Annotated in this window: 25 protein-coding genes and 1 pseudogene; 13 read left to right on the top strand and 13 right to left on the bottom strand. The window is 42.3% G+C overall.

The genetic code is table 11. The features are described 5' to 3' along the window. Positions 1–17 precede the first annotated feature (17 nt). From rpmH to RDN93_RS17300, 7 genes are all read left to right on the top strand, one after another. Positions 18–176 carry a 50S ribosomal protein L34 gene (rpmH, locus tag RDN93_RS17330; RefSeq protein WP_004299762.1) on the top strand — a complete coding sequence of 53 codons (159 nt, stop codon included), beginning with the start codon at positions 18–20 and terminating at the stop codon, positions 174–176. A gap of 378 nt (positions 177–554) precedes the next feature. Further along, positions 555–1,205, top strand: a complete 651-nt coding sequence (locus tag RDN93_RS17325) for a PASTA domain-containing protein (RefSeq protein ID WP_308746676.1) — start codon at positions 555–557, stop codon at positions 1,203–1,205. A 28-nt stretch (positions 1,206–1,233) separates the two neighbouring features. Next, a complete protein-coding gene (locus RDN93_RS17320; protein ID WP_308746675.1) occupies positions 1,234–2,307 on the top strand; it encodes an RluA family pseudouridine synthase in 1,074 nt (357 codons plus the stop codon). After that, the gene (locus RDN93_RS17315) at positions 2,304–3,278 is read left to right on the top strand and encodes a D-alanine--D-alanine ligase (RefSeq protein ID WP_308746674.1); all 975 of its coding nucleotides are present in this window, start codon (positions 2,304–2,306) and stop codon (positions 3,276–3,278) included. The genes RDN93_RS17320 and RDN93_RS17315 overlap by 4 nt, the downstream gene beginning before the upstream one ends. A gap of 7 nt (positions 3,279–3,285) precedes the next feature. After that, a complete protein-coding gene (locus RDN93_RS17310) occupies positions 3,286–4,434 on the top strand; it encodes a 1-acyl-sn-glycerol-3-phosphate acyltransferase (protein WP_308746677.1) in 1,149 nt (382 codons plus the stop codon). Continuing rightward, positions 4,431–5,123, top strand: a complete 693-nt coding sequence (locus RDN93_RS17305) for a NigD-like C-terminal domain-containing protein (protein ID WP_308746673.1) — start codon at positions 4,431–4,433, stop codon at positions 5,121–5,123. Before RDN93_RS17310 ends, RDN93_RS17305 begins: the two co-directional genes overlap by 4 nt. A gap of 14 nt (positions 5,124–5,137) precedes the next feature. Then, positions 5,138–5,530: a rhodanese-like domain-containing protein gene (locus RDN93_RS17300; protein WP_308746672.1), complete on the top strand. Its 393-nt coding sequence runs from the start codon at positions 5,138–5,140 to the stop codon at positions 5,528–5,530. Positions 5,531–5,627: 97 nt separating this feature from the next. On the opposite strand, the gene RDN93_RS17295 is transcribed toward RDN93_RS17300, so the two are convergent. The 5 genes from RDN93_RS17295 to proB form a co-directional block, all read right to left on the bottom strand. Then, positions 5,628–6,584, bottom strand: coding sequence for an acetylornithine carbamoyltransferase (locus RDN93_RS17295; protein WP_308746671.1), 957 nt, complete (start codon positions 6,582–6,584; stop codon positions 5,628–5,630). 49 nt (positions 6,585–6,633) lie between these two features. After that, a complete protein-coding gene (locus RDN93_RS17290; RefSeq protein ID WP_308746670.1) occupies positions 6,634–7,890 on the bottom strand; it encodes a glutamate-5-semialdehyde dehydrogenase in 1,257 nt (418 codons plus the stop codon). Between the two features lie 812 nt (positions 7,891–8,702). Continuing rightward, positions 8,703–9,755, bottom strand: a complete 1,053-nt coding sequence (locus tag RDN93_RS17285; protein WP_308746669.1) for a hypothetical protein — start codon at positions 9,753–9,755, stop codon at positions 8,703–8,705. Between the two features lie 41 nt (positions 9,756–9,796). After that, positions 9,797–10,825: a hypothetical protein gene (locus RDN93_RS17280; RefSeq protein WP_308746668.1), complete on the bottom strand. Its 1,029-nt coding sequence runs from the start codon at positions 10,823–10,825 to the stop codon at positions 9,797–9,799. Between the two features lie 116 nt (positions 10,826–10,941). Continuing rightward, positions 10,942–12,024 (bottom strand): glutamate 5-kinase, encoded by a 1,083-nt coding sequence (proB, locus tag RDN93_RS17275; protein ID WP_308746667.1) that lies wholly within the window; start codon positions 12,022–12,024, stop codon positions 10,942–10,944. Between the two features lie 80 nt (positions 12,025–12,104). On the opposite strand from proB, the pseudogene RDN93_RS17270 reads away from it, so the two are divergent. Then, positions 12,105–12,503, top strand: a pseudogene (locus RDN93_RS17270) (aminotransferase class I/II-fold pyridoxal phosphate-dependent enzyme); the annotation flags it as partial. Here RDN93_RS17270 and RDN93_RS17265 read toward each other — a convergent pair. The 8 genes from RDN93_RS17265 to ribD all read right to left on the bottom strand — a co-directional run bounded on the left by RDN93_RS17265 (position 12,472) and on the right by ribD (position 20,977). Further along, positions 12,472–12,705 (bottom strand): DUF2007-related protein, encoded by a 234-nt coding sequence (locus tag RDN93_RS17265; RefSeq protein WP_308746666.1) that lies wholly within the window; start codon positions 12,703–12,705, stop codon positions 12,472–12,474. The pseudogene RDN93_RS17270 and the gene RDN93_RS17265 sit on opposite strands and share 32 nt — an antisense overlap. A gap of 76 nt (positions 12,706–12,781) precedes the next feature. Continuing rightward, positions 12,782–13,624 (bottom strand): glutamate racemase, encoded by an 843-nt coding sequence (gene murI, locus RDN93_RS17260; protein WP_308746665.1) that lies wholly within the window; start codon positions 13,622–13,624, stop codon positions 12,782–12,784. A 109-nt stretch (positions 13,625–13,733) separates the two neighbouring features. Continuing rightward, entirely contained in the window at positions 13,734–14,249 is a 516-nt protein-coding gene (locus RDN93_RS17255) for an OmpH family outer membrane protein (protein WP_308746664.1), read from the bottom strand. A gap of 56 nt (positions 14,250–14,305) precedes the next feature. Then, positions 14,306–14,821 (bottom strand): OmpH family outer membrane protein, encoded by a 516-nt coding sequence (locus RDN93_RS17250; RefSeq protein ID WP_308746663.1) that lies wholly within the window; start codon positions 14,819–14,821, stop codon positions 14,306–14,308. A gap of 23 nt (positions 14,822–14,844) precedes the next feature. Continuing rightward, positions 14,845–17,499, bottom strand: a complete 2,655-nt coding sequence (gene bamA, locus RDN93_RS17245) for an outer membrane protein assembly factor BamA (RefSeq protein ID WP_308746662.1) — start codon at positions 17,497–17,499, stop codon at positions 14,845–14,847. Between the two features lie 30 nt (positions 17,500–17,529). Then, positions 17,530–18,264, bottom strand: coding sequence for an isoprenyl transferase (locus tag RDN93_RS17240; protein ID WP_308746661.1), 735 nt, complete (start codon positions 18,262–18,264; stop codon positions 17,530–17,532). Positions 18,265–18,291: 27 nt separating this feature from the next. Continuing rightward, positions 18,292–19,797, bottom strand: coding sequence for a DUF6242 domain-containing protein (locus tag RDN93_RS17235; protein WP_308746660.1), 1,506 nt, complete (start codon positions 19,795–19,797; stop codon positions 18,292–18,294). Positions 19,798–19,939: 142 nt separating this feature from the next. Further along, the gene (ribD, locus tag RDN93_RS17230) at positions 19,940–20,977 is read right to left on the bottom strand and encodes a bifunctional diaminohydroxyphosphoribosylaminopyrimidine deaminase/5-amino-6-(5-phosphoribosylamino)uracil reductase RibD (protein WP_308746659.1); all 1,038 of its coding nucleotides are present in this window, start codon (positions 20,975–20,977) and stop codon (positions 19,940–19,942) included. Between the two features lie 54 nt (positions 20,978–21,031). Here ribD and prmC point away from each other — a divergent pair, with 54 nt between their 5' ends. The 5 genes from prmC (at position 21,032) to argH (ending at position 24,933) form a co-directional block, all read left to right on the top strand. Continuing rightward, positions 21,032–21,868 (top strand): peptide chain release factor N(5)-glutamine methyltransferase, encoded by an 837-nt coding sequence (gene prmC, locus RDN93_RS17225; protein ID WP_308746658.1) that lies wholly within the window; start codon positions 21,032–21,034, stop codon positions 21,866–21,868. After that, a complete protein-coding gene (locus RDN93_RS17220) occupies positions 21,865–22,347 on the top strand; it encodes a regulatory protein RecX (RefSeq protein WP_308746657.1) in 483 nt (160 codons plus the stop codon). The genes prmC and RDN93_RS17220 overlap by 4 nt, the downstream gene beginning before the upstream one ends. Positions 22,348–22,425: 78 nt before the next feature. Then, complete coding sequence (gene pyrE / locus RDN93_RS17215; RefSeq protein ID WP_004299787.1) at positions 22,426–23,064, top strand: orotate phosphoribosyltransferase; 639 nt, start codon at positions 22,426–22,428, stop codon at positions 23,062–23,064. Positions 23,065–23,157: 93 nt separating this feature from the next. Then, positions 23,158–23,568, top strand: a complete 411-nt coding sequence (locus tag RDN93_RS17210) for an SRPBCC family protein (protein WP_308746656.1) — start codon at positions 23,158–23,160, stop codon at positions 23,566–23,568. 24 nt (positions 23,569–23,592) lie between these two features. Beyond that, positions 23,593–24,933, top strand: a complete 1,341-nt coding sequence (argH, locus tag RDN93_RS17205; RefSeq protein ID WP_308746655.1) for an argininosuccinate lyase — start codon at positions 23,593–23,595, stop codon at positions 24,931–24,933. The last annotated feature ends 61 nt before the right edge of the window (positions 24,934–24,994 follow it).

Genomic DNA, 24,994 nt, shown 5'->3' with positions numbered 1-24,994 from the left:
AAAAACAAGATACAGTAATGAAAAGAACATTTCAACCCTCTAACAGAAAGAGAAAGAACAAACACGGTTTCCGTGAGAGAATGGCATCGGCTAATGGTCGTAGAGTATTAGCTGCCCGCCGTGCAAAAGGCAGAAAGAAACTGACTGTTTCTGATGAGTACAACGGACAGAAGTAATAATCACTTGTCATCAAGGAAATAAAAAAGGCAGAGAATTTGATCTCTGCCTTTTTTATTTCCTTCTGTTTTTTGAGGAATAGAATGTTAAAATGCTCTGCTGTTGGCTCTTGTTTATTCTTTTTTGCTTTTCTTTGTAGCCGAAATAAGGAAAAACATAAATAAGCAAACATATACGATGGAAGAATATATCCGGGAACTGAAAACCCGTATAATCATAATAAGGTTGTTGAAATCTATAGGAGTGGGGATTATAGTTGCAACAATTCTGGCGATGATAAGTGTCCTTGCGTCGTAAATGAGGTCATTTTTCATCGCCTACTTTTTAAAAGTTCAACTATTTTGTAGTATCTTTGGCGCATATTAACAGCAATGCGTATGACTATTAAAGAATTCTTTTCTTTTAAAACAAATAAATTTTTCTGGTTGAATATTATCGCCATGATTGTGGTGGTGGTAGTGATGGTATTCGGTGTGTTGAAATGGCTTGATATACATACACATCATGGGGAGACGGTTATGGTGCCCGATGTGAAAGGAATGACGGTGGAAGAAGCCACCAAAATGTTCCGTAATCATGGGCTGGTATGTGTGATTTCCGATACCAAATATGTCAAGGATAAGGCCGCAGGTATTGTTCTTGATTTAAAACCGGGAGTTGGAGATAAGGTAAAAGAAGGCCGTACTGTTTACCTGACCGTCAATACACAGGATATTCCTTTGCGCGTCATTCCTGATGTGGCAGATAATAGTTCCCTCCGGCAGGCAGAGGCCAAGTTGCAGAGTGCCGGCTTCAAACTGACCGAGATCCAATTGATACATGGTGAGAAAGACTGGGTATATGGCGTGAAGTATCAGGGACGTCAGTTGGCGGCAGGAGAAAAAGTACCCGTGGGTGCTTCCCTGACATTGATGGTAGGAAACGGAGCTGGTGATATGACCGAAGAAGACATAATTGGTGATGATACGGATACGGAAAAACCTGTGCCGTCGGATGCATCATCCACTCAGGATGATAGCTGGTTTTAATTGATAAATAACAGAAACAGACTCATACATGATAGAGGAAGAATTACCGGATGAACTGGAAAATGATTTGGATGATATAGAACCTGTCGGTGACGAATCCCAGCTTTATGAACACTTCCGCGTGGTTGTGGATAAAGGGCAGGCGATGGTCAGAGTCGACAAATATCTGTTCGAACGTATTGTCAATGCTTCGCGCAACCGTATCCAGAAAGCTGCCGAAGACGGATTTGTTATGGCTAACGGTAAACCGGTGAAAAGCAGCTATAAAGTGAAGCCGTTGGATGTCATCACGGTGATGATGGACCGTCCGCGTTATGAAAATGAAATTATTCCGGAAGATATTCCCCTTAATATTGTTTATGAAGACCCCTATCTGATGGTCGTCAACAAGCCTGCCGGACTGGTGGTGCATCCGGGACACGGGAATTATCATGGCACGTTGGTCAATGCTCTTGCCTGGCATATGAAAGATAACGCCGATTATGATGCGAACGACCCGCACGTCGGACTTGTCCACCGGATTGATAAAGACACTTCGGGCTTGTTGGTGATTGCTAAAACACCGGATGCCAAGACAAATCTGGGAATCCAGTTCTTCAATAAAACGACCAAACGCAAGTATCGCGCTCTGGTATGGGGAACTGTAGAACAGGATGAAGGAACCATCGTCGGTAATATTGCCCGGAATCCGAGAGACAGGATGCAAATGGCAGTGATGTCCGACCCGACTGTGGGAAAACATGCCGTCACTCATTATCGCGTACTGGAACGTTTGGGATATGTAACTCTTGTGGAATGTATTTTGGAAACAGGGCGTACACATCAGATTCGTGTTCATATGAAACATATCGGCCATGTGTTGTTCAATGACGAGCGCTATGGCGGTCACGAGATACTGAAAGGTACTCATTTTAGTAAATACAAACAGTTTGTAAATAATTGCTTTGACACTTGTCCCCGACAGGCTTTGCATGCTATGACGTTGGGCTTTGTGCATCCCGTCACTGGTGAGGAGATGTATTTTACTTCCGAACTTCCGGATGACATGGCCCGGCTTATCGAGAAGTGGAGAGGCTATATAAGTAACAGAGAATTAGAATGAAACGCAACATTGCTATCGTAGCAGGAGGGGATACCTCTGAAATCGTAGTTTCCCTGCGTAGTGCACAGGGCATTTATTCCTTTATAGATAAGGAAAAGTATAATTTGTACATTGTGGAGATGGAAGGTCGCCGCTGGGAAGTACAATTGCCGGACGGAAACAGGGTTCCGGTGGACAGAAATGATTTTAGCTTTACGAACGGGACGGAAAAAGTGGTGTTCGATTTTGCTTATATCACCATCCACGGCACACCGGGCGAGGATGGTCGCTTGCAAGGCTATTTTGACATGATGCGTATTCCGTATTCCTGCTGTGGGGTATTGGCCGCCGCTATTACCTATGATAAATTTGCCTGCAACCAATATCTGAAAGCTTTTGGCGTACGCATTGCCGAATCATTGCTGCTGCGTCAGGGACAATCGGTTTCCGACGAAGATGTCATTGAAAAGATCGGTTTGCCTTGCTTTATTAAGCCCAGTCTGGGGGGATCGAGCTTCGGCGTTACGAAAGTGAAAACGAAAGAACAAATCCAACCGGCCATTGTTAAGGCTTTCGGAGAAGCGGAAGAGGTGATTGTCGAAGCATTTATGGAAGGAACGGAGCTGACTTGCGGTTGCTACAAGACCAAAGAGAAAACGGTAGTCTTCCCGCCTACGGAAGTGGTGACGCATAATGAGTTTTTTGATTACGATGCAAAATACAATGGGCAGGTAGATGAAATCACTCCCGCACGCATCTCGGACGAACTGACCGGACGTGTACAGAAGTTGACTTCGGCTATCTATGATATATTGGGTTGCTCTGGCATTATCCGTGTAGATTATATAGTAACTGCCGGTGAAAAACTGAACCTTCTTGAAGTGAATACAACTCCGGGAATGACTGCTACCAGTTTTATTCCCCAGCAAGTGCGTGCAGCCGGACTGGATATAAAGGATGTGATGACTGATATTATTGAAAACAAATTTTAATCACATGATGGATCTGACAGAGTTTAATGAAATTCGTCCTTACAATGATGAGGAACTTCCTCAAATCTTTGAGGAACTGATTGCCGATCCGGCTTTTCAAAAAGCCGCCACCGGAGCTATACCGAACGTTCCATTCGAACTTCTGGCGCAGAAAATGCGTGCTTGTAAGACAAAGCTTGATTTCCAGGAAACATTCTGCTACGGCATTTTGTGGAAGATAGCGGCCGATCATACCGCCGGATTGACACTGGATCATACCGCCGTGCCGGATAAGAGCAAGGCTTATACATATATATCAAATCACAGGGATATTATTCTTGACTCAGGCTTTCTTTCCATTCTGCTGATTGACCAGGGGATGAATACTGTTGAGATTGCGATCGGGGACAATTTGCTGATTTATCCCTGGATAAAGAAACTGGTTCGTGTCAACAAGTCCTTTATTGTGCAGCGGGCATTGACCATGCGGCAGATGCTTGAATCTTCGGCACGAATGTCCCGTTATATGCATTACACCATTTCGCAGAAAAAACAGTCTATCTGGATTGCGCAGCGTGAAGGACGTGCGAAGGACTCTAATGACCGTACGCAGGACAGTGTTTTGAAAATGTTGGCAATGGGGGGCGAAGGCGACCTGGTAGAGCGCCTGATGGAAATGAATATTGCTCCGCTTGCCATTTCATATGAGTATGACCCTTGCGACTTTCTGAAAGCGCAGGAGTTTCAGTTGAAAAGGGATGTAGAGGGGTACAAGAAGACCACTCAGGACGATTTGATTAATATGCAGACCGGACTGTTCGGCTATAAGGGGAGAGTGCATTTCCAGGTTGCCCCCTGTATAAATGATGAATTGCAATGTTTAGACCGTTCATTGCCGAAACCGGAACTGTTTGCCCGCATTTCTTCATGCATCGACCGCAGAATCCATCGCAACTACCGTATTTATCCGGGCAATTATGTTGCATACGACTGGCTGAATGGTACGACGGAATTTGCCTCCAACTATACCGGGGAGGAAAAACAACAGTTTATAAACTATATCGAACAACAATTGGGCAAGATAAATATTCCGGATAAGGATGAAGAATTTTTGCGTGAGAAGTTGTTGTTAATGTATTCCAATCCGTTAGTCAATTATTTAGCTGCTTGCCGATGAGAAGAAAATTACATAGTATCTGGTTGTGGGGATTACTTTTCCTGATGACTGCTTGTGGGGATGATGACTATTATTATCCTTCGGTAAAACTGGAATTTGTTACGGTAGAGGCTGGGGAAGATGGCAGTATACAGACGCTTATTCCTGACAAAGGAGCGTTGTTGCCTGTTTGGGAAGACCGTACAGGTTCTACTATTTCTCCGAATACTTCCAGACGTGTAATGAGTAATTATGAAGTGCTGCCGGAAGGTGCCCGGATTTATTCTTTGCAATCACTTGTGACGCTTGACCCTAAACCGGAAGACGATCCGGTTTATAAGGATGGTATCAAGAAGGATCCTGTAGAGATGGTCAGTATTTGGCTTGGACGGAATTATCTGAATATGATTCTGAATCTAAAGGTCAACACAGGCAAGGGACATGTTTTCGGCATAGTGGAAGATGTATCCGAGCTGGAAACAAAAGGCATTGTAACTATGTTATTATATCATGATGCGAACAGCGATGCGGAGTATTACAACCGACGCGCTTACATCTCTGTTCCTCTGGCGCAATATGTAAATGCAGAGAATCCTGACCGGACGATAAAGATTAAATTTAAATATTACAAGTACGGTGAGGATGGAACTGGCGAAGAATCAGATAAGTATTGTGATCCCGGATTTGATTATATCCCGGAACTGAATTGAATAATTGAGTATATATGTTTAAAATGAATCAACTGGCCGTGGGAATATTTTTATTTATTTCTTCCCTCTTCTCTTGTCAGCAGAAAGGAGACTTTAAATCAATGAATGTAGAGGATTTTGATACTCTTATTCAGGGTGAGGATATACAGCGTCTGGATGTCCGCACGCTTGCAGAATATTCGGAAGGCCATATCGCAAAAACGATTAACATCAATGTGATGGATGATTCTTTTGCTGCCATGGCGGACTCATTATTGCAAAAGGACAAACCGGTAGCTGTGTATTGCCGTAGTGGCAAACGAAGTAAGAGGGCTGCTGCCATCCTGAGTGCGAAAGGCTATAAAGTCTTTGATCTTGATAAGGGATTCAACTCCTGGCAGGAAGCCGGCAAAGAGATAGAAAAGTGAGACGGCAAATCGTGAATTATAAACGATAAACGGTGAACAACAAATGCATCTTGTGATTTATTGTTCACCGTTTTTTTATGGCTAGTTTACCGTTCTGTTATTCCAGTCCTTCCAATAGTCTTTTCAGAACCACCGTTGCCGAGATTTCACGGTTGGCGGCTTCCGGGATGACGATTGATTGCGGGCTTTCAATGACATCGTCCGTAACGATCATATTTCTGCGAACCGGCAGGCAGTGCATGAAATAAGCATTGTTGGTTACGGCCATCTGGCGGTCACTGACTGTCCATTCGCGGTCTTTGCTCAGTATCTGTCCGTAATTGTCACCTGCATAGGCAGCCCAGTTTTTGGCATATACAAAATCAGCTCCTTCAAAAGCCTTCATCTGGTCATACTCTACTTTGGCATTTCCTACAAATTCGGGAGCCAGTTCGTATCCTTCCGGATGAGTGATGACAAAATCATAATCGGTAGCGTTCATCCACTCCGCAAAAGAATTGGGGACAGCCTGCGGCAATGGACGTGGATGCGGAGCCCATGTCATAACCACCTTGGGACGTGCTGTCTTCTTATATTCTTCGATAGTGATCAAGTCGGCAAAACTCTGTAACGGATGACGGGTGGCAGCTTCCATAGAGAATACCGGACGGCCGGAATATTGGATAAACTGATTCAGAATGGTCTCTTGATAATCGAAATCACGATTCTCGAAACGGGCAAAAGAACGTACTCCGATTATATCGCAGTAGCATCCCATCACAGGGATAGCTTCTAATAAATGCTCCGGCTTATCACCATCCATGATAACGCCCCGTTCAGTTTCCAGTTTCCAGGCACCTTGGTTGATATCCAATACCATTACATTCATCCCCAGATTAAGCGCAGCTTTCTGTGTGCTGAGGCGGGTACGCAGACTGGAGTTGAAGAAGATCATCATCAATGTCTTGTTTCTTCCCAATTCTACATATTTGAAACGGTCTTTCTTAATTATGAACGATTCTTCGATGGCTGATTTTAAATCGCCAATGTCCTGTACACAAGTAAATTTCTTCATATCTTTTATTTTTTTGAATTCTCAATACCTTATTCTTAATTCTCAACTCTCAACTTCTTCTAGTCTGTCCATCTCCTTCGATGAGCCATTTGTAAGAAGTGATCTCTTCCAGTCCCATCGGCCCCCGTGCATGCAGTTTTTGCGTGCTGATACCTATTTCGGCTCCTAAGCCGAATTGCGCTCCGTCGGTGAAAGCTGTGGATACATTTGCATATACACAAGCAGCATCTACTATCTTTGCAAACAACGCCGCACGCTCCTTGTTTTCCGTGACTATGCATTCACTATGTTTCGAACTGTTTTCCTGAATATGCCCCAGGGCATCTTCAAAGCTCCTCACAGTTTTGACGGCCATTTTGTAATCCAAGAATTCCGTACCGAAACTTTCTGCTTTCGCATGCTGCAAGAGTTCGGCTGGATAATGTCCTTCTAATGCTTGATAAGCCTGCGGGTCAGCATAAATAATCACATTACTGTCTTTCAACTTCTCGCAGAGTACAGGCAGTTCTGCCAATCTTTTCTCATGTACGATGGTGCAATCCAATGCATTGCATACGCTCACCCTGCGTGTCTTGGCATTGTGGATAATATCCGCCCCCTTACTTACGTCTCCAAACTCGTCAAAGTAAGTATGGCAAATGCCGGCCCCTGTTTCAATAACGGGAATCCTCGCATTCTCACGTACAAAATTGATGAGCCTGCTACTCCCTCTGGGGATAATCAGATCGACATAGCCTACTGCATTTAGTAGTGCTGCCGTAGCCTCTCTGTCGGCTGGAAGCAGTTCTACAATATGCGGATTGACATTGAATCTTTTCAGTACTTCATGAATCACACTGATGATAGCACGGTTGGAACAGTCAGCGTCACTTCCACCTTTCAAAACGCAAGCGTTCCCACTCTTCAGGCAAAGAGAGAATACATCGAAACTGACATTAGGGCGTGCTTCATAGATAATCCCTATCACTCCAAAAGGAACGCTGACCTTCGTCAGCCTCATTCCATTAGGACGAACCGTTTCTTTCAGTACTTTACCCAAAGGAGAGGGGAGTGTAGCTACATTACGTGTATCCGCCGCAATGCCTTTCAAACGTTCTTCCGTCAATTTCAACCGGTCGTACTTCGGATCATTTTTGTCCATTCGTGCGAGGTCCTTCTCATTCTCGGCAAGAATGAAAGACGTTTCTGCAACTGCTGCGTCAGCCACTGCGTTTAAAATCTGATTGATGGTGTCATCACTCAGCAAGGCTAATTCCCGACTTGCTGCCTGTACGGCAGCAAAGGTTTCGTTTGAATTTGTAGTCATTTGCTCCTTTTTTGCATTAAATGGAAAGATAAACTATGCAAATATAGTGAATGATGTGAATAAAACCTGTTGAAAAACAAAATAAATGTTGGATAGTTATTTATAGTACTCTCTTTTAAACCAGAGTTCAAAAGAGGATCGGAGAATACATATAATTGAATATTGTTACAAATATACTAGTTATACGTCAGTGTATAATACATAGATGTATAAAGTGTATGATATAATAGATGTATAATTTGTATGCCCTCGGTTGGAAATGTTGTTATTCTATAGTAATGCTTTCTTAATATCTTTCATTTCTGCGCAGTTTTATTCATTTTCGTACAGTTTTTGGCTAATTTGATGTGACTTTTTCACTACTATAAGATTAAAAAGTGTGCAAGTATCTGCAACGCTGCAACAAAACGGGTGCAATGTGTTAGTTACTAGACGATTATAGCGTTGCAGATACCTGTTGCAGATGGTTGCAGATACACATTATCTGCAACACAGTATAAAACAACAAATCCTTTATAGCAAACGGTACAATCATATATATGCAACAATGGTTTCTTACGTCGGAACTCCCGTTTCTAGGCTGGAAACTGAAGTTCCCAAGCGTGGAAACGGGAGTTTCTGCATAGGGAAACTGAAGTTTCTTAGTGCAGATACTCTAGTTTCTCAGTATGGACACTGGCATAAATGTAGAGATACTGACTTTTCTCTAAGGAGGTCGCTTTTCTCAATTGCATGAGTTTCATCTCAATGCGGACTGGCTCATTTCCCTTATGTGCTTGATACACTGAGGCTATTTGTGCTAAGGGCTATAATTAAAAATTCCTTTGCCATGGAATATCTTGTTCAGGATCTTCTCCCATTTCTCCTTCTTCTATTTCGATTCCTATATTGCCCGGTGTTCCTATATGGTCGATATTGGTTAATGCAATGATGTGTATATAGTTTCTTTTAAAAGTAATGGTACTGTTGATTATTTGTTTTTCATCCTCTCCCGGGTTCTTTTTCCAATAGACTGCCACTTTTATGTTCTCGGTCAAGTGCTGGTTGGGACCAGTAGGTATGTTTGCTGTCAGATTTTTCATGCTGACCATTCTCAATCCGGTTTCAACAGTTTTATGAATATCCTCACTCGCATCCAAATAAATACTTGGCGCATCGTCCAATTGTATTCTGAGTTGTCCGCTTTCCAAACCTGTTTGTTTGAACTTGACTCCGAAAAAACGGCGATAGAGTGTAATCGGATTTTCCATTCCATCTGTAACGTTTAACTTGTCTATTAGTCCATGATAACGTTCGATAAATGGGCGACCACAGTTGTTTTGTTCTCCATTGCTTGTTTGTATTTTAGGGTTTTCGATATTATATAAGAATTTAACTCCATCTGCTTGCTCGGTGGTAAGGAACTTATTCAAGCATTCCCCTTTGATTTTTCCGTTACGTTCTAAATCGAATGGGGCCGCAAAACTGTTAGCTTCCATTAGTATGGAATCCTTTGCATTGGCTATCATAGAGCAGGATATTCGATATGTATATCCGTCGATGACTCTTATTTTTAAATTCTCAGGGTTCTTGGCTTTGTCTAATTGAAATATTCCATAGGCATATGGCTTTGAAGTCGGATTTGCTCCATCTTTAGATGTCATAGATAGGGCGATTCCTACTATTGTTTTGCTTTCGTCAATTACAGTCGGCTTCGTAGAACGTGCCATGGGCAGTTCGGTGAAAAGGTAATCTCCGTCCAGTTTTAAGTTAAGTTCCGAATAAGTAGTGGGCGGTGCCTGATACAGATCTTTCTCTTTAATACATGACTGTAAGGTGAAAGCTGTGAATAGGCAGCCTGTAATCATAAGATGTTTGATTTTCATATGCATGTTTTTTAGTAGTTGTTTAACTTTGATATGATTGATTATTCCCCAATTTCCTGTTCTGCTTCTTCCATCTCGGCATTCTCACCGAAAGAGATGGTGGCATCATTTATATATTTGTCTATCTTGGTTATTTTGATTATGTTCTTTTTATTTCTTTTCATTTTAAGATTTTGGTCAGCGTATATGGTATGCCATTCTTCTTCGTCGGCCGGTCGGTAGGTGATGGTGAATCCAATTGTCTCGTCTTCCTTTAACCTTGCTGTGTAATAATCTGATATGTCGTACATTGAAATGTTCCGTTCTTCAGATTTTGATATTCCGTCGGGAGAGTATAATAGATAAAGCGGTGAAATATCTGTTGCTGTGATTTTGATGGAGTCACCGGGATTTAACTCGTTTGTGGTGAATTGTACCGAATAATAGGCGCGTTTTAATGAGATGGAAACGGAAGTGTTTGTACTCGGAGTCAAAAACTCTAGCTGCTGGCTGCCGAAGAAGCGCTTAACGGTGGGATGAATGCTTGTACTGTCCTGTTTCATTTGCATTTCACCTTTATATATATGTTGGTAGAATGACTGATTGATATTTAGAGGATTAATTGAAATCAATAAGTCATTGGTGATATGTCCATCTATTCCTTTTGAGGGGGAACATGAGAAAGGAAGACCATAAAGGGGAATGTCATTTTCCACTTTGCCGTATGGAGAGTCTTTATAATCTAAGAAACTGCAATCAAACCGGTAGGTATATCCTACGATTAACCCTATTTCCACTCTGTAAGGATCGTCGAAAAGACCGGATGCATAAGGTTGGAAAGAGCTCAGACCTTTCCCTTTCCAAAATACGTTGACTGCGTATAATCCGCCGGGTAGGTCGGAGGTGACTGAACGTCCTAATGGTTGTTCGTCTACTTCAAGAAAAGGGGCGATGTCTAGACTTACATTAAACTCTTTACCGACAGGAAAAGGCGGAGTTGAGCTCACTGCTGGTTCATCCTTGTCACTTCCGCAGGAGGTAGTTAAGAAGATGATGGTTATAAGTGCAAAATGCCAATGTTTTAATAGCATGGAGTTATATTGTTTGTTCTAGTGAACAAATATACTGCTATTAATAATTTATTGCAAATAAAGCGTTTGGTATTTCTATTTGCAACTTATTTTATGCTGTTTTGTTGATACTGTTTTTATTCGATATACAGATAGTCATAGTGTACCACCGGTCTTTTTCCGTGTTTCCCAATAGCTTCTTGTGCTTGCTTTGAGTCGCAATTGACTTTTCCTACGCCCACCTGGTTTCCTTGAAAATCTATGATGCGCACAATGTCGTCTTTTTCAAATTCTCCTTCAATACGGGTGATTCCAATCGGAAGTATGCTGACCGCTTTCTCTGAGTTTAAAACTTCTGTGGCGCACTCATTGATATGGATTTCTCCTTTTGCAAATCCTTCACTGTGGGCAATCCATTTTTTGACACTGGATACCGCTTCTTTTGAAGGGATAAAACGTGTGCAAAGTGTATTTTCGGGGCATTGCAGCAAGTCGACCAGGATATTGTCACGTTTCCCGTTGGCGATGATGACTGTAATTCCCTCGTCAGCTACTTTGCGGGCAATATTTGTTTTTGTCAACATGCCACCCCGACCGAAGCTGGACTTGGATGCCTGGATGTAATTGGATAAATCTTTGCCATGACCGATTTCCCGAATAACGGAAGAATTGGGATCGGCAGGAGAACCATTATAAATGCCGTCAATATTGCTTAAGATGATAAGCGCTTGTGCATCCATCATGGAAGCGATGAGACCGGATAGTTCGTCGTTGTCCGTGAACATCAGTTCACTGACAGAAATCGTATCGTTTTCATTGACAATAGGAATGACATTATTTTGGAGCATCACCGTCATACAGTTTTTTTGGTTCAGATAATGGCGGCGAGTACCAAAATTCTCTTTCGTAGTCAGTACTTGACCGACAGCAATGCCGTGTTCGCGGAAAAGTTCGTAGTAGCGGTTGATTAGTTTAGCCTGCCCGACAGCAGAAAATAGCTGACGCTGGTCTACACTGTCGAGTTTCTTTTGCGGGTGTATTTCACTGCGTCCGGAAGCAACGGCTCCCGAAGAAACCATAATGATTTCCACACCGGATTTATGTAATTCCGCTATTTGGTCGACAAGTGCCGACATGCGGGTGACGTCCAGCGTTCCATCGCGACGTGCCAATACATTGCTTCCTACTTTTACTGCGATTCGTGTAAATTCCTGTTTCATCTTTACTAACGATTTGAAAGTACAAATATAGATATTTTTGCCGATATGTTACAAAAACAGGCTAGAAAGAATTATCTTAGCAGAAGTTGCAACGGGACTTAATTTATCTGTGTGTCCAGTGTTGCCCAACAAGCAGGAATTGCCGCATTGCGTCAGGCTGACTTGGATGTTGAGCGTATGAGGCAAATTTATGATGAGCGTCGGAAATATATGATTGCCTGTCTTCGGGAGATAGGATTTGAAATCAAGGTAGTACCGCAAGGCGCATTTTATGTTTTTGCCAATGCACGTAAATTTACCACCGACTCTTATCGCTTTGCGTTCGATGTGTCGAACATGCGCATGTCGGCATTACTCCCGGCGTGGACTTTGGAACGGGAGGGGAAGGGTATGTACGTTTCTCCTATGCTGATTCATTGGAGAATATCAAAGAAAGTTTGAATCGTATCAGTCGCTATCTTTCTCGGCACGGCTTCTGATAAGTTCCGTGGCGACTTCGTATTGCTCCTCAGTGACAAGGATAGAAACGGAAGGGGCGATATAGGGAGCGAGTGTTCCCATAATCCCGTCTTTGATAACGCAGAGGATATTATTACTCTCTAATAACCCTTTGATGATTTCGGCTTCCCATGGAGAACCGGAGAATACTTCTATTGACTTGCTAAAATCTTCTTCTTTCATGATCTTATGGTATTAGGGGTTGTTACCTACAAATATAACAAAAAAGAGGGACAAATGGTTATTCTTTCCGTAATATTTATTCGAGCGTTATGTGTTTTACGCTAATTTCACGGTTTAGAAATGTAGACGCTGATTCAGAGAACTTCTCTTCTGCTTCTGTGGTGTAAAATTGGCAGTTTCCGTTCTTTGTGCACTTTGCGTCCATTTCCGGATGCCTTCTTAAATAATCTTTCAGGCTTTCTGCCACATATTCGCCTTGTGAGATTACACTAATGTCATTGGCGATATATTGCCGGATTTTAGGAAGAAGGAGCGGGAAGTGGGTACATCCCAGGATGACGGTGTCTATTTGCGGGTCTTTTGAGAGTAATTGGTCGATGTATTTGCGAATGAAGTAGTCGGCTCCGTCGCTTTTCGATTCATTATTTTCTACTAATGGCACCCACATTGGGCATGCTACTCCGCTTACTTGAATGTCAGGGAACAGCTTATGTATTTCCAGTGGATAAGATTCGGATTTGATGGTGCCTGCCGTTGCCAGTACACCGATATGCTGGTTCTTGCTAATGTTGCCGATACATTCTACGGTAGGACGAATCACCCCGAGTACGCGGCGTGCCGGATCAATATTCGGCAAATCATTCATTTGAATACTGCGTAAAGCTTTGGCGGAAGCTGTGTTGCAGGCTAATATCACCAAATGGCATCCCATCTCGAATAGTTTGTTGACAGCTTGCCGCGTGAACTCATATACGACTTCAAAAGAGCGTGTTCCGTAAGGGGCGCGGGCGTTATCTCCCAGATACATATAATCATATTCCGGTAATGCTTCTCTTATCTTGTCCAAGATGGTCAGACCGCCGTAACCGGAGTCGAACACTCCAATGGGGCCGGGTATATGTGATAGATGTTGATTCATGACAAACAGGATTTATATACGCAAATGTACGCCAAAAAAAGAGAAAGCGAAAGAAGTTTAAACTTCTTTCGCTTTCTCTTTTAGAATTTCTTTCTTCAGGTATCTATACTTATTTGATACCGAGATGTGCCTTAACCTTGTTTGTTAAGTTGATGCTTTGTGCTTCATTAACATATGGAATCGGAGTTCTTGCCAGGTCGAAGATATAGATTACACCTTCTGCCGCGCCAACAGCTTTGATAGCACCGTCCAACTTCTGGTAGATAGGAGCCATTGCGTCATTCTGTGCTTTTGCCATCTGTTGTTGGGCATCTTGCTGGAACTGTTCTTGTCTTTGCATCATATCCTGCAACTCTTTCTGCCTTCTCTCAGCGATATTGGCCGGAAGAGAGTCTTTGGCGATAGCTTGTTGGAATTCCTGATATTTTTTATTGAATTCTTCCTGAGTTCTTTGAAGTTCGGCTGTGAGTTGTTTTTCCAATGTTTGAATGTCGTTTTGGGCTTTAGTAAATTCCGGCATTACAGTGATAATCTCCTGTGCATTGATATGACCGAATTTCAGGTTCTGTGCAAATACACCCATTGGGAGTGCAAGCAACATTACAAGTGCAATTTTTTTTAGCATAGTTCTATAATTTATTTGAATGATTTTTAGTTATTTCCGGATGCAAATGTATGAAATTAATTTGAATATCCTAATTTTCTTAGTATTTCATCACTAATATCTATACGTGGATTTGCAAAAATTATACCTGCAGCAGAGGCTCTGTCGACCACTATGTCATATCCATGTTGTTGTGATATGGCTTTCACAGCTTCATAAATATCATCTTGAATCGGAGTCAGCAGCTTGTCTCTCATCTTGGCTAATTCGCCTTCCGGGCCGAAATAATTACGTTTCAGTTCGGCTGCTTCTTTTTCCTTAGCTACGATCTCGTCCTCTTTCTTTGTCTTTTGTGAGGCAGAGAGTGTGGAAGATTTCGCCTGGTAATCCTGGAACATCTTCTGTGCTTCCTTTGCCAGAGCTTCTACTGCGCTCTGGTATTTTTTCGTAGCTTCTTGCATTTGCTCATTGGCGCTTTGAGCAGCCGGAATATTCTTCATAATATATTCCGTATCGATCAGTGCAAATTTCTGTGCGTTTGCCGTCATATCGACTGCAAACAGCAACATGATTAATAGAATAGATTTTCTCATGACGTTTAGTTTTTTGTGATACATTAGAATTCTTGTCCTAAGATAAAGTGGAATTGACTTCCGCCATATTGTTTAGAACCAAATACTTTATCGAAACCGTAACCCCAGTCGATACCCATCATACCAATCATCGGCAAGAAGATACGAACACCGACACCGGCGGAGCGTTTCAACTCGAACGGATTGAATTTCTTGATATCATGCCATGCGTTACCTGCTTCAAGGAAACCTAACACATAAATGTTAGTACTTGTTTCCAGCATCAACGGATATCTTAATTCGATGCCGAGACGTGCATAAGCATAACCTTCGGAACCGTACGGGGTCAATGAGCTGTTTTCGTAACCACGCAGGGCGATACTTTCCGTTGCATAGGTTGAATAACCGGTCATACCGTCACCACCTACGTCGAATGTGCCGAACGGTGATTTCTTGTATTGGTTGTAGTGACCCAACAGACCGAATTCCGTACGTGTCATCAATACCAGACATTTCGGGTGAGCAACCGGATCCATCAGCGGAGTATATGTTTTGCCTTTGAATTTCCATTTGTGGTATTCAATCCATTTATGGAGCTTATTCATGTTGTCCTGGGTTATGCTACCAGTCTCTGGATTGCTATAATATCCCTTATAATCTTTACCGTCCATCAGCGAGTAAGGCGGTGTGAACTGAACTGACAAAGAGAAGTCAGAACCCGAACGCGGGAAGATCGGATTGTCAATGGAGTTACGTGCCAAAGTCAACGAGATGCTCAGGTCATTACATTTACCGTTGGTTACCGGGAAATATTGCCAGTCACTCAGGTTATAGCGTTGATAAGCCAACTCTGCGGAGAGTGTGAAGTAGTCATCCGGCCATTTCAAACGTTTACCCCAACCTACGGAAAGTCCCCACATCTTGATAGACTTGTCAGGGTCATAGTAATTTTCGTAGTTGTTGTAGTTACCGTAGTTGTACATACCATAGCCGCCATAACCGCTATACATACTATTGTAGTAGTTATTGAAGTAGCTGGAATTGTAGTAACGGCTACTGATATCTGTCTGTACAGAGAAGAAAGCTGATACTGAGAATGAGTTCGGACGCTTTCCGCCAAACCAGGGGTCGAAGAATGAAATACTGTACGATTGATAGTATTTAGCATTCGTTTGTCCACTGATGGTTAATGTCTGTCCGTCACCTTGCGGCAGGATACCACGGTAGTTTTCCCCCGGATGGAGCAAGTTGGCAACGGAGAAGTTGGTGAACTTCAAGCTTAACTTACCGATAATACCGGTTTGTCCCCAACCTGCCGAGAACTCTACCTGGTCGTTTGCTTTTGAAGTCAGCGGCAAACCTATGTCAACAGTTCCGTTCATCGGATCCGGCTGGATGTCCGGTTGTAGTTTTTCCGGGTCAAAGTGTCCCATCTGCTGGATCTCACGCAAAGAACGCATCAAGTCTTCCTTGCTGAACAGTTGTCCCGGGCGGATACGAAGCTCACGACGGACAACGTTCTCATACAAACGGTCATTACCGCTGATGTTGATCTTGTTGATGGTAGCCTGGCGGCCTTCATAGATTCTCATTTCGAGGTCGATAGAGTCGCCGACAATGTTTACTTCCACCGGATCGAGGTTGTAAAACAGGTAGCCGTTGTTGTAATATAGGTTACCGATAGCGTCATCATCCGTAGAGATACGTTCGTTCAATAACTTCTGGTTGTATACATCCCCTTTCTTCATACGAAGCAGGTAGTTCAACTGTTCGGAAGGATAAAGTGTATTACCCACCCAAGTTACATTACGGAGATAATATTTCTGGCCTTCGTCTATGTTTAGATATACATTGACTGTTTTTTCATCATATTGTGAGATGCTATCTTTGGCAATCATAGCATCGCGGTATCCAAGCTCATTATACTTGTCGATGATAAGTTGCTTATCCGCCTCGTAGTTTTCCGGCACGAATTTCTTTGTGCGGAAGAGGTTGCGAAGTTTACCTTTCTCGTTGGTTTTCTTCATCACCCGTTTCAGCTTGGAAGCTTTGATAGCGGAGTTACCAACGATTTCAATGGCGTGGACTTTGATTTTCTCTTTCTTGTCAATGTCGATATCGACAATTACTTGGTTTTCGCTGGAAGGATCGTCTTTCTGTGAGATGATGACTTCTGCGTTCTTGAATCCTTTATCGTCGAAGTAACGTTTAATCAATGTCTTGGCACGGTCTACGGTATTCGGAGTAATCTGCATACCTTTCACCATACCTAACTTGCCTTCCAAATCGGTACGTTCGGACTTCTTAACGCCATGATAACGTACATCTGATATACGTGGACGCTGTGTCAGGCTGATTTTTAACCAGATCTTGTTGCCTTCTATTTTCTCGGCTGTGATTTGTACATTTGAGAACAAACCGTGACGCCAATAACGCTTGATTGCTCCGGTGATTTCGTCGCCCGGCACAGTGATTGTCTGTCCTACCGATAGTCCGGATAGTCCAATCAACACATAGTCTTCGTAATTCTTCACACCTTCGACTTTGATGTCCGCTATCTCATACTTTTTAGGTGTTCCCGAGTATAAGATGACAGGTTTTGAGTCTTCATCAGTGCTGGCATTTTGCGCAATACCTGTTGTCGCAAAGGAGCACAGGCAGATAAACGTTATGAATAGATAGGAAATACGATAATGCATTTATGTTATAATTTGATGTTTCAAGTTATGTTAGCTGATTTGTTCGCTGGTTTTGCCGAAGCGGCGTTCCCGTTGTTGATACTCACAAATGGCTTTGTAGAATTCTTCCTTATTGAAGTCCGGCCAAAAGGTATCACAAAAATAAAGTTCCGAATAAGCACATTGCCATAGCAAATAGTTGCTTAGTCGGATTTCTCCCCCCGTGCGGATTAATAAATCCGGGTCGGGCATAAATTTCGTTTCCAAATGAGATGCGATACATTCATCTGTTATTTGTTCGGGGGATAGTTCTCCCTTTTCAACCTGTATCGCTATTTGCCGGACAGCTTCCGTTATCTCCCAACGGGAAGAGTAACTGAGAGCCAATACCAGGCACATCCCAGTATTTCCAGCCGTATGTTCTATACATGATGTCAAACTTTTCTGAACTTCGTCCGGCAATTTTTTGAAATCACCGATTACATTGAAGCGGATATTGTTTTTCATCAGTGTCTCTTCTTCAATAGAATCTAGCAATAGATTCATCAGAGCCGCTACTTCGTCTTGCGGTCGATTCCAGTTCTCGGTGGAGAAAGTGTACAAGGTCAGATACTTCACTCCCACGCGGGCTGCATCCTCAGTAATTCTCTGTACCGTTTCTGCGCCTGCACGGTGACCGTAAGTACGTTCTTCACCTCGTTGCTTTGCCCATCGTCCGTTGCCATCCATGATGATGGCTACGTGTTGGGGTATCCGAGTTTTGTCTATTTGTTCTATATAGGACATCTTTTTATTTTAAACGTATACGTTTTATTATTGACCGGCGTGTTCCGGATCCAAGTCAAACCATAGCTGATTCAGACGGGCACGCCATACTTCTGAATCATGATGGTATGGACCTCTATCTTTAGACTCTGTAGCCCGAGTTTCTTCTTCTTCTTTTTCTACTTCCTCAGTAAAAGTAAGATTTTCCTCTTTACTGAATAAAATATAGATGAATTTTTCTTTTGTATCTTGTATTACTGAAAAATTTTCTCTACCTCTGAATTCGGGTTTTTCTTCGGTTGATACAGTGATGTCGGATTTGCTCCAGTCATGGTTTGGAAAAGAGAACTTTTTATTTGCTTTTTTCCAGGCAACTCCTTCATTGATTGATACATAAATCGATTCTAATTTATCTCCAAAAATGTAGAAAAGGTCGTTATAGCAAACAATAGTCGGATTGTCGAATGCAGGGCAATAAGCAACTGCAGTAGCTGCCCCTAATTCAACCCAAGTATTGCCGTCATATCCCCATGATATGGTAACAGGCACCTTTTTATTATTGATGTCGATTTCTATTGCTGGTTCATGTTTTCCTACAATGATGTTCTGATTGTTTTTTCCCTTGCTGAAGGTTGTATAAGAGATATTGTCTATGGGGAATCTTTCGCTGACCTCTTCGATTTGAGTTTCTATCGGCTGGTCTAATAATTGTGACTCCAATATGGAATAGAAATATCTTTTTCCCTCTTCTGTTTTGATATAAGTGATTTTTGTTTCATTCTCTATCTTTAATTTAGAGACGAATGTGTTCACTTCACCGGAGAACTTAGTTGAAGTTGCCCAGTTAATACCATCTGTTGATTCGTATACTTTATTGTCTGCAGTAGCCAATATAACTCCATCTAAGGGGAGTATGGAATTGGGCAATACATTCAAGTCGCCTTCTGTATTTACTCCTGCCGCAGTCCAACTGGAGAAACCACTATTTTGATATACTTTTAAGTGATTGCCTACTTTAGAATAGGTGAGGAATTTATTGTTGAATTCAATCGTTTTTTGTTCGTTTACGATCTCATTCTGCATAGCTCCTACATAATTCCACTTCAACGAATCCGGATCATGCTTATGCACTCGTACTGTAATGGTGTATTCTTTGACTTGGTTAGGAGATATACCAGCTAAGGCTTCTGTTGACCATACCTTGACTTTTAAAGCTTCGCGAAGATCTATGGAATCATTGATGTTGATAATAGAATCTTCATTGGCTTTATTCTTCATTGTGATAACTCCCGAAACAGTAGTCAAAGTCTTTATTAGAATCTTGTCAATAATCGTATCAGCATGAACAGGGAGAGAGTCCTCGTTATAGATTTCACCTTTTTGCTGGTCAATAGTGAATTTATAGGTTATCCCATACCCAATTGTGTCAAGACTAAACGCATGTATAGTCGCATCCGGGCTATATTCGATGTTATTATCGTCATCAAGACATGACGTTATAACAAATGACACCATGAAAAAACTCGCAATGAATGATAAAAACTTTATTCTCATTTGAAAGATTGTGTTTATTTACAAGTTGCAAAAATAGAAACATTTTTTCCGATAAAGAACAATACCGGCAAGTTTTATATAAAATTATAGATAATAACACTGTTTTTATCGACGTAAAACTCCCTGAGCAGGACTATTTTAGCTAATTTCGATAAACGTAATGCCAAATCTGTCTTTCGAAGTGTTTTTCCGTCGAGTAACTAAAATTATCGCTTATTTCAGGTGCTTTAACACCGGAATGTAACCTGCTGGGGCACTTCTCGATAAATGCTTCATCCCATAGTTCATTGTTAATGAATGATTGTAGCAATTGACTTCCGCCTTCAACCAATAACGATTGTATCTTACGTTGATATAGCTCTTTCATAATCTGTATCAGTGGGTTATGACTGAAATCAATGGTGATGTAAGTAACGTTCTTCTTTTCCGGTTGTTCTTTCTCTGTAAAGATTAATGTTGGAATTTCTCCGTCGAATATTTGTAAATCCTTTGGAAGAGATAAGGTGCGGTCTAAAATGATGCGTATTGGATTACGTCCATACCAGTTGCGTACAGTCAATGATGGATTGTCCAATAAGGCTGTCCGCCGACCTACCATGATAGCATCGGCTTCTGCCCTTTTCTTGTGCACCAACATGGAAGAAAGTGGAGAGGAAAGTATCACCGGCTTGCCGTCAGTGCGTTCTATGTCAATGAAATGATCGGCTGATTCAGCCCATTTCAATGTGATGAAAGGGCGGTGAAGTGTATTGAAAGTAATAAAACGGCGAATCAAATGTTTGCATTCTTTTTCTAATATGCCCACTGTTACTTCCCGTCCGGCGTCCCGTAACTTTTGAATACCGCGTCCGGCTACTTCAGAAAAAGGATCCTGGCAGCCTATGACAATGCGCGGAATCTGTTTCTCGATAATCAAGTCGGCACAAGGCGGGGTTTTCCCATAGTGGGAACAAGGTTCCAGGCTTACATAGATTGTGGAGCGTTTCAATAAAGACTCATCTTTGACGGAACGGATGGCGTTAACTTCGGCATGTGCTTCTCCACAACGAATATGATAACCCTCACCGATAATACGCCCGTCACACACGATGACAGCCCCTACCATCGGGTTGGGAGATACATTACATAACCCGTTCCCGGCGAGCTCAATGCAGCGTCTCATGTATTTTTCTTCTTCCATTTTGGTGCTCTTCGCTATATTATTCTTACTTTTGCAGTCCGAAATTGTAAATATATGAATCGTATCACTACTTACATACGCCAGTCCTTGCAGGATATTTATCCGCCGGAAGAGGTCAAAGCTCTTACAATGCTGATCTGTTGCGACATGTTATGTTTGGATGCGCTTGATATTTACCTCGGCAAAGATATAATTTTATCCGAATGCAAAGAGCGTGAATTAGAAAACATTATATTCCGTTTGCAGAAAAACGAGCCGATACAGTACATTCGTGGCTTTGCGGAGTTTGATGGAAGGAGATTCAAAGTGGCTCCCGGCGTACTGGTTCCTCGTCCTGAGACTGCGGAATTGGTGGATTTAATCGCCCGGGAGAATACGGATGCCCGCCACTTATTAGATATAGGTACGGGGAGCGGATGTATCGCGATCTCTTTGGCTAAAAAACTTCCGAATGCAAAAGTAGAGGCGTGGGATATTTCGGAAGATGCATTGGCAATTGCATACGCTAATAATGAGGAACTGGAAGCAGGCGTCGTGTTTCGGCAAAGAGATGTTTTATCCGATGATTGGGAGAAAACCTCTTCTTTTGATATTATCGTCAGTAATCCGCCTTATGTGACAGAAGCGGAAAAGGACGGAATGGACGCCAATGTACTTGATTGGGAACCGGAACTTGCCTTATTTGTTCCTGATGATGACCCGTTGCGGTTCTATCGCCGGATTGCAGATTTGGGCCGTGATTTGCTTTTGCTGGGCGGCAGACTTTATTTTGAAATAAACCAGGCTTATGGCCGGGAAACAGCACACATACTTGAAATGAACCAATATCGTGATGTTCGTGTTATAAAAGACATATTTGGAAAAGATAGAATAGTTACAGCTAACCGATGAGTGCACAATTAACAGATGAAGAGGCTTTAAATCGTGTTGCCTCTTATTGCTCTACTGCCGAGCATTGCCGGGCAGAAATAAATGAGAAGTTACAACGTTGGGGAATTGCCTATGATACCATTGCGCGTATTCTTAACCGACTGGAAGCGGAGAAGTTTATCGATGATGAACGTTTCTGCAGGGCTTTTGTGAACGATAAGTTCCGGTTTGCCAAGTGGGGAAAGATGAAAATAGCCCAGGGGCTCTATATGAAGCGGATTCCCTCTGACGTGGCGTGGCGTTATCTGAATGAGATTGATGAAGATGAATATCTTTCCATTCTGCGTGATTTGTTGGCGTCCAAACGGAAAAGTATTCATGCGCAAGATGAATATGAACTGAATGGAAAACTGATGCGATTTGCCATGAGCCGTGGATTTGAACTGAAAGATATCAAGCGTTGTATAGACGTTCCCGATGAGGAGGAACAAATTGGCTGAAAAAATAAACGGATTCTTCTTTTTATTCTCGTTCAATTTCTGTACTTTTGCGGCAAATAATTAATAGTTAGTTTAGTTATGAAAAACTTAGAGAGACTATTTGCGGAGAAACTGTTGAAGATTAAAGCTATTAAACTTCAACCCGCTAACCCTTTCACATGGGCTTCAGGATGGAAATCCCCCTTTTACTGTGATAACCGTAAAACTCTGTCCTATCCTTCTCTTCGTAATTTTGTGAAGATTGAAATTACACGTCTGATATTGGAGCGATTCGGACAGGTGGATGCGATTGCAGGTGTGGCGACTGGTGCTATCCCGCAGGGAGCTTTGGTGGCTGATGCATTGAATTTACCGTTCGTGTATGTTCGTTCTACCCCCAAAGACCATGGATTGGAAAACCTGATCGAAGGTGAACTTCGTCCGGGTATGAAAGTTGTAGTGGTAGAAGATTTGATTTCTACGGGTGGTAGCAGTTTGAAGGCTGTGGAAGCAATTCGTCGCGATGGTTGCGAAGTGATTGGTATGGTTGCGGCTTATACTTACGGATTCCCTGTTGCTGAAGAGGCATTTAAGAATGCCAAAGTGACTTTGGTGACACTGACCAATTACGAAGCTGTGCTCGATGTGGCTCTTCGTACAGGTTACATTGAAGAAGAAGACATACAGACATTGAACGAATGGCGTAAAGACCCCGCTCATTGGGATGCTGGAAAATAAGGACTTTGTTTTAAAACATATTTGTGAAAAAAGAACTATTCGGACATGAATTGGCCGGATTGTTCTTTTTTTGTTTTATACTAAAAGAATATTATGAGTAATTTTGAGAGTAGTGTTAAGGTAATACCTTACAGTCAGGAACGTGTATATAACAAACTTTCGGACTTGAGTAATCTGGAAGCTGTCAAAGATCGTTTGCCGCAAGATAAGGTGCAGGATTTGAGCTTTGATTCAGATACATTGAGCTTTAGTGTGCCGCCTGTTGGGCAACTGACACTGCAAATAATAGAACGTGAACCCTGTAAATGTATAAAGTTAGCAACGACTAATTCACCAATCCCTTTTAATATGTGGATCCAACTGGTTGAAACTGGCGAGGAAGAATGTAAGATGAAAGTAACCATCGGAATGGATATTAATCCGTTTATGAAAGCAATGGTGCAGAAACCTCTTCAGGAAGGTCTGGAGAAGATGGTTGAAATGCTGGCAATTATTAATTATTAAATCTGCTATTATTTGAGAAAGCTTATGGCACAGAAACTTTGGGAGAAATCCGTACAGGTGAATAAAGATATTGAACGCTTCACGGTTGGTCGTGACCGGGAGATGGATCTTTATTTGGCTAAGCATGATGTGCTTGGTTCTATGGCTCACATTACGATGCTCGAGAGCATTGGCTTGTTGACGAAAGAAGAACTGGAACTGTTGCTGGCTGAATTGAAGAATATTTATGCTTCGGCTGAAAAAGGGGAATTTGTTATAGAAGACGGAGTGGAAGATGTTCATTCCCAAGTGGAATTGATGCTGACCCGCCGTTTAGGTGACATAGGAAAGAAAATCCATAGCGGCCGTTCGCGAAATGACCAGGTGTTGCTGGACTTGAAACTCTTTACCCGTACGCAAATTAAGGAAATAGCTGAAGCGGTAGAACAACTCTTTCATGTGTTGGCTCGCCAAAGTGAGCGGTATAAAAATGTATTGATGCCTGGTTATACTCATTTACAGATTGCCATGCCCTCTTCTTTCGGATTATGGTTTGGCGCTTACGCTGAAAGTCTGGTAGATGATATGATGTTTCTGCAAGCTGCGTTCAAAATGTGTAACCGTAATCCGTTGGGGTCTGCTGCCGGATATGGTTCGTCTTTCCCGCTGAACCGTACAATGACGACTGAACTGCTTGGGTTTGATTCGATGAACTACAATGTGGTGTATGCGCAAATGGGACGTGGAAAGTTGGAGCGTAATGTTGCTTTTGCATTGGCTACGATTGCCGGTACAATTGCCAAACTGGCTTTCGATGCCTGTATGTTCAACAGTCAGAACTTTGGTTTTGTGAAGTTGCCCGACGATTGTACTACGGGATCCAGTATTATGCCCCATAAGAAAAATCCGGATGTGTTTGAACTTACACGTGCCAAATGCAACAAACTGCAATCGCTTCCCCAACAGATTATGATGATTGCCAACAACCTGCCTTCCGGTTATTTCCGTGATTTGCAGATTATCAAAGAGGTCTTTTTGCCGGCTTTCCAGGAATTGAAGGATTGTTTGCAGATGACAACCTATATCATAGACGAGATTAAAGTAAATGAACACATTCTTGATGATGATAAGTACTTGCTTATTTTTAGTGTAGAAGAGGTGAATCGTCTGGCACGTGAAGGTATGCCTTTCCGTGATGCATATAAAAAAGTAGGGCTGGATATTGAAGCCGGTAAATTTTCTCATAGTAAAGAAGTACATCACACTCATGAAGGAAGTATCGGTAACCTTTGTAACGCGGAGATTTCTGCTCTGATGCAACAAGTTGTTGATGGATTCAACTTCTGTGGGATGGAGAAGGCGGAGAAAGCGCTGCTTGGAAGATAAAAAGAGCTTTCGGAGGATAGTTTTTTAAACTTTCCTCCGAAAAGATTTGGCAGAAACAAGT

The sequence above is a fragment of the uncultured Bacteroides sp. genome (assembly GCF_902491285.1).
Lineage (GTDB): Bacteria > Bacteroidota > Bacteroidia > Bacteroidales > Bacteroidaceae > Bacteroides.
Note: the sequence above shows the minus strand (reverse complement) of the source record. Positions and strands in the feature narration are given on the sequence as shown.

Coding starts and splice junctions, on each gene's coding strand:
- rpmH (WP_004299762.1), top strand. CDS start 18: ATGAAAAGAACATTTCAACCCTCTAACAGAAAGAGAAAGAACAAACAC.
- RDN93_RS17325 (WP_308746676.1), top strand. CDS start 555: ATGACTATTAAAGAATTCTTTTCTTTTAAAACAAATAAATTTTTCTGG.
- RDN93_RS17320 (WP_308746675.1), top strand. CDS start 1,234: ATGATAGAGGAAGAATTACCGGATGAACTGGAAAATGATTTGGATGAT.
- RDN93_RS17315 (WP_308746674.1), top strand. CDS start 2,304: ATGAAACGCAACATTGCTATCGTAGCAGGAGGGGATACCTCTGAAATC.
- RDN93_RS17310 (WP_308746677.1), top strand. CDS start 3,286: ATGGATCTGACAGAGTTTAATGAAATTCGTCCTTACAATGATGAGGAA.
- RDN93_RS17305 (WP_308746673.1), top strand. CDS start 4,431: ATGAGAAGAAAATTACATAGTATCTGGTTGTGGGGATTACTTTTCCTG.
- RDN93_RS17300 (WP_308746672.1), top strand. CDS start 5,138: ATGTTTAAAATGAATCAACTGGCCGTGGGAATATTTTTATTTATTTCT.
- RDN93_RS17295 (WP_308746671.1), bottom strand. CDS start 6,584: ATGAAGAAATTTACTTGTGTACAGGACATTGGCGATTTAAAATCAGCC.
- RDN93_RS17290 (WP_308746670.1), bottom strand. CDS start 7,890: ATGACTACAAATTCAAACGAAACCTTTGCTGCCGTACAGGCAGCAAGT.
- RDN93_RS17285 (WP_308746669.1), bottom strand. CDS start 9,755: ATGAAAATCAAACATCTTATGATTACAGGCTGCCTATTCACAGCTTTC.
- RDN93_RS17280 (WP_308746668.1), bottom strand. CDS start 10,825: ATGCTATTAAAACATTGGCATTTTGCACTTATAACCATCATCTTCTTA.
- proB (WP_308746667.1), bottom strand. CDS start 12,024: ATGAAACAGGAATTTACACGAATCGCAGTAAAAGTAGGAAGCAATGTA.
- RDN93_RS17265 (WP_308746666.1), bottom strand. CDS start 12,705: ATGAAAGAAGAAGATTTTAGCAAGTCAATAGAAGTATTCTCCGGTTCT.
- murI (WP_308746665.1), bottom strand. CDS start 13,624: ATGAATCAACATCTATCACATATACCCGGCCCCATTGGAGTGTTCGAC.
- RDN93_RS17255 (WP_308746664.1), bottom strand. CDS start 14,249: ATGCTAAAAAAAATTGCACTTGTAATGTTGCTTGCACTCCCAATGGGT.
- RDN93_RS17250 (WP_308746663.1), bottom strand. CDS start 14,821: ATGAGAAAATCTATTCTATTAATCATGTTGCTGTTTGCAGTCGATATG.
- bamA (WP_308746662.1), bottom strand. CDS start 17,499: ATGCATTATCGTATTTCCTATCTATTCATAACGTTTATCTGCCTGTGC.
- RDN93_RS17240 (WP_308746661.1), bottom strand. CDS start 18,264: ATGTCCTATATAGAACAAATAGACAAAACTCGGATACCCCAACACGTA.
- RDN93_RS17235 (WP_308746660.1), bottom strand. CDS start 19,797: ATGAGAATAAAGTTTTTATCATTCATTGCGAGTTTTTTCATGGTGTCA.
- ribD (WP_308746659.1), bottom strand. CDS start 20,977: ATGGAAGAAGAAAAATACATGAGACGCTGCATTGAGCTCGCCGGGAAC.
- prmC (WP_308746658.1), top strand. CDS start 21,032: ATGAATCGTATCACTACTTACATACGCCAGTCCTTGCAGGATATTTAT.
- RDN93_RS17220 (WP_308746657.1), top strand. CDS start 21,865: ATGAGTGCACAATTAACAGATGAAGAGGCTTTAAATCGTGTTGCCTCT.
- pyrE (WP_004299787.1), top strand. CDS start 22,426: ATGAAAAACTTAGAGAGACTATTTGCGGAGAAACTGTTGAAGATTAAA.
- RDN93_RS17210 (WP_308746656.1), top strand. CDS start 23,158: ATGAGTAATTTTGAGAGTAGTGTTAAGGTAATACCTTACAGTCAGGAA.
- argH (WP_308746655.1), top strand. CDS start 23,593: ATGGCACAGAAACTTTGGGAGAAATCCGTACAGGTGAATAAAGATATT.